We start from the raw sequence: 3,502 nt of genomic DNA on the forward strand, positions 1-3,502 counted from the left end.
AGACGGAGGCGCCGAAGGTTTCGCGGCCGGGGTGTTCGAAGACGATGTCGACGTCCTCGCCGCCGGTGAGTTCGCGGATGCGCTTGCCGAAGCGCTTCCATTCGCGGGGGTCCTGGGTGGTGGCGTCCTTCCAGAACCGGTAGTCCTCGGCCTTGCGGTCGATGATGGCCTCGGCGCCCATCTTGCGGCAGATCTCGGCCTTGTCCTCGCTGGAGACGACGCAGATGGGGTTGGCGCCGCCGGCCAGGGCGAACTGGGTGGCGTAGGAGCCGAGGCCGCCGCTGGCGCCCCAGATGAGGACGTTGTCGCCCTGCTTCATGCCGGCGCCGTTGCGGGAGACGAGCTGGCGGTAGGCGGTGGAGTTGACCAGGCCGGGGGCGGCGGCCTCCTCCCAGCTGAGGTGGTCGGGCTTGGGCATCAGCTGGTTGGACTTGACCAGGGCGATCTCGGCCAGCCCGCCGAAGTTGGTCTCGAAGCCCCAGATCCGCTGCTCGGGGTCGAGCATGGTGTCGTTGTGCCCGTCGGAGGACTCCAGCTCCACGGAGAGGCAGTGCGCCACGACCTCGTCACCCGCGTGCCAGGTGTTGACGCCGGGGCCGGTGCGCAGCACGACGCCCGCGAGGTCGGAGCCGATCACGTGATAGGGCAGGTCGTGCCGCTTGGCCAGTTCCGAGAGGCGGCCGTACCGCTCCAGGAACCCGAAGGTGGGCAGGGGCTCGAAGATCGAGGTCCACACGGAGTTGTAGTTGACGGAGGAGGCCATCACGGCCACCAGGGCCTCGCCCGGGCCGAGTTCGGGAAGCGGGACGTCTTCCACGTTCAGCGATTTACGGGGGTCCTTCTCATGGCTGGCCAGCCCCTCGAACATGTCCGTCTGGTCCTTGTGCACGGTCACCGCGCGGTAGGACTCGGGCAGCGGCAGAGCCGCGAAGTCAGCGGGCTTGGTGTCCGGCGATTGGATCGCGGCCAGGATGTCCTTCACGGTGATGCCTCCGGCAATACGGGCGTGACGTGTCCCCCAGTCATGCAGAGCGGGCCGGATTGCGGACCCCCCTTGCCGTCGAGCCAGGGGGGCCGGAAGGGTACTTAGGGGGAGGCGCCCCCTGGACCGGTCCCTGTCCGCAAGCGGGCCCCGGCGCTCCGTGCGGAGAGCCGGGGCCCGGGGTGCCGTGAAGTGGCCGCGGGGAGCGGTCAGTTCAGCAGCCGGGCGCGCAACCGCGCCTGGGCCGCGGGGTCGAGGCCGAGTCCCTTGGCCAGGTAGGCCGGGAAGCTGCCGTAGCCGCGGGTGATCTCGGCGAGTGCGGTGTCCAGGTAGGCGGTGCTGACCTCCTGGAGCGGGATGATCAGGTCCGGGTTCTGCATGGCCCCGGACTCCTTGAGGTAGTCACGGGCCTTCTTGTCGGTCTCGGCGCGCAGCGTGTTGGAGTAGAGGTAGTCCTTCTCCGCGGTGGCCTTCGACGCCCCGAGCGCGCGCAGCAGTACGTAGGTCATCCACCCGGTGCGGTCCTTGCCCGAGGTGCAGTGGAAGAGGACGGGCCCGCTGTCCTTCCGGGCGAGGTCGCGCAGGGTCGCCCCGAAGGCCGCCCGGCTGTCCGGGTCGGTGACGAAGGTGCGGTAGATGTCGTGCATGGCGGCCTCGGCCTTGCCGTCACCGAGCAGCTCCTGCTGCTTCTGCGGATCCCGCGAGGCGATGGCGTCCATCAGCAGCTTGTACGAGCCGTTGTCGCTGACCGGGCGGGCGGTGCCGGTGACGCCCTGCGGCAGGCGGTCGGGCTTGTCGTACTCGATCTCGAACGGTGTCCGGAAGTCGACGACCGAGCGCAGCCCGAGCCCGGCGAGCTGCGCCACGCCCTCGTCGGTGAGCTTGCCCAGGGAGTCCGAGCGGAAGAGGAGGCCCTCGCGGATGTGGCGGCCGAAGACCGTGCCGAGGCCGCCCAGATCACGGGTGTTGACGGTGCCCGCGAGCGGGATGTGACCCCCGCGCACACCCCGCAGCCCGGGGGTTTCGGCCGCCGTCACCGTGGAGCCCGCGGATGCGGCGGCGGGTTCCGCGGCGGTGGCGGGTGAACTCAGCGCGAGCAGGCACAGGCTCGCCGCGGCAGCCGGAGCGGCCGGAAGAAGTCGTGGTAGACGCATGCGCCCCACTGTGGCAGGGGAGGCCCGCGGCGCGACGGTTACCCGAGCCCCTAGGACCCCTATTCGGTCAGGCGCAACCCCAGAGCGCGTTTCGCCCGGCGCCGTGACCTCCGCACGTACGGGTGCCCCCGCAGGCGGGTCTGCGGGGGCACCCCTTTCACGGGGGTCAGGCGGGCGGCCGCTGGGCGGGGCCGAGCTTGAGGCTGACGCTGTTGCCGTCGCCCGGGATGATCAGGTTGATCAGCGGCGTCGCGAGCAGGCAGTGCTCGAACTTCGGGATGGTGTACTCGCCCGAGAGGGTGCCGCCGGTGAGCGGGTTGAAGCCGGGCTCACTGGTGAGGGCGAGTACCGCCGGGACTTCGGTCTGGCAGGAGTTCCCGATCGGGGTGGGAATTCCCGCGACCTTGAGATTCTTGAGCCGCAGGGTGAGTTTCGTGGTGCTCGCGACCGCACCGGTCTTGTTGTCGATGGTGCCCTTGGTGGGTTCGGGCTCGACGAATTCCGTCGTCACCGAGACGGGCACTATCCCGATCATGTGGAACTCCCCCTTCGCGGGCGGGAGTTCGGTGTCCGCGCTGAGAGTGCCCGCGGCCAGGTCGGCCGTCGCCTTGAGGGTCCCGGGGCCGAGCGTCAGGTCGGAGTCGGTCCCCTTCAGATGCGTGGTGCCCGACAGGGGATAGTCGAGCCGGACGGGCGCGGCGTGGGCGGCGCCCGTGGTGGTGGTCATCAGCGCGGCGGTGGCGCCCAGCGCGAGGGCGGTACGGAGGGCGGCTCTTCGGCCCCGGTGCGAGGTGGACGTCGAGGGTTTCATCACGGCTCCAGGAGGGTGCGGAGAGGCGGTGCGCGGGAGGCGTTGCGGCGAGTGGTGCGCGTACGGACAGGGCCTTGCGGAGCGCTTCGGCGTACGGGAAAGGCGGCGCGGGCCGGAGCGCGCACAGCGGCGGCCGTACCCGGACACGAATTCCTGCGACACGGACACACGAACACGAGCGGGGTCGGAACGCGAACACGCTCGGATTGCACGGGAATTGACGGAAAGAGTGCTGAACTCGCCTGTTCTGCGGGCTCGATGGCCAGACGTTACACACGGGTAACCTGGCGGGCAATAAGGAATTCCCGAACGCCGCGCATTGCCGCGGCCGGGGCTCGGTTCTTGTCAACGGGCCAGCAGGGAAGGCCCGTTGACTTGTCTCCGGGTGAGTATCCGCAGGAGCCCGGCGCGGGGGCCCGGAACGGCGGCGGGCCAACACCGTCTGCTGTGACCCGAGTTCACTCCCGCCGCTGCGGACCGGTCACGGCGACGGGGGCGAGGCGGGCCTCCCGGCGCCCTCCTCGCCCCCGTCGCCGCGGGTGGCCGTCCGCTCAG

Annotated in this window: 3 protein-coding genes; all 3 read right to left on the bottom strand. The window is 70.5% G+C overall.

From position 1 onward, the window contains the following. Positions 1–982, bottom strand: a 982-nt coding sequence (gene ccrA, locus HFV08_RS29060) for a crotonyl-CoA carboxylase/reductase (protein WP_168543523.1), incomplete at its 3' end; no start/stop codon positions are given. Between the two features lie 209 nt (positions 983–1,191). Beyond that, positions 1,192–2,136, bottom strand: coding sequence for a tyrosine-protein phosphatase (locus tag HFV08_RS29065; protein WP_168543525.1), 945 nt, complete (start codon positions 2,134–2,136; stop codon positions 1,192–1,194). Positions 2,137–2,302: 166 nt separating this feature from the next. Beyond that, complete coding sequence (locus tag HFV08_RS29070) at positions 2,303–2,947, bottom strand: hypothetical protein (RefSeq protein WP_246342160.1); 645 nt, start codon at positions 2,945–2,947, stop codon at positions 2,303–2,305. Between the last annotated feature and the right edge of the window lie 555 nt (positions 2,948–3,502).

It is taken from the genome of Streptomyces physcomitrii (assembly GCF_012273655.1).
Classification (GTDB): Bacteria; Actinomycetota; Actinomycetes; order Streptomycetales; family Streptomycetaceae; genus Streptomyces; species Streptomyces physcomitrii.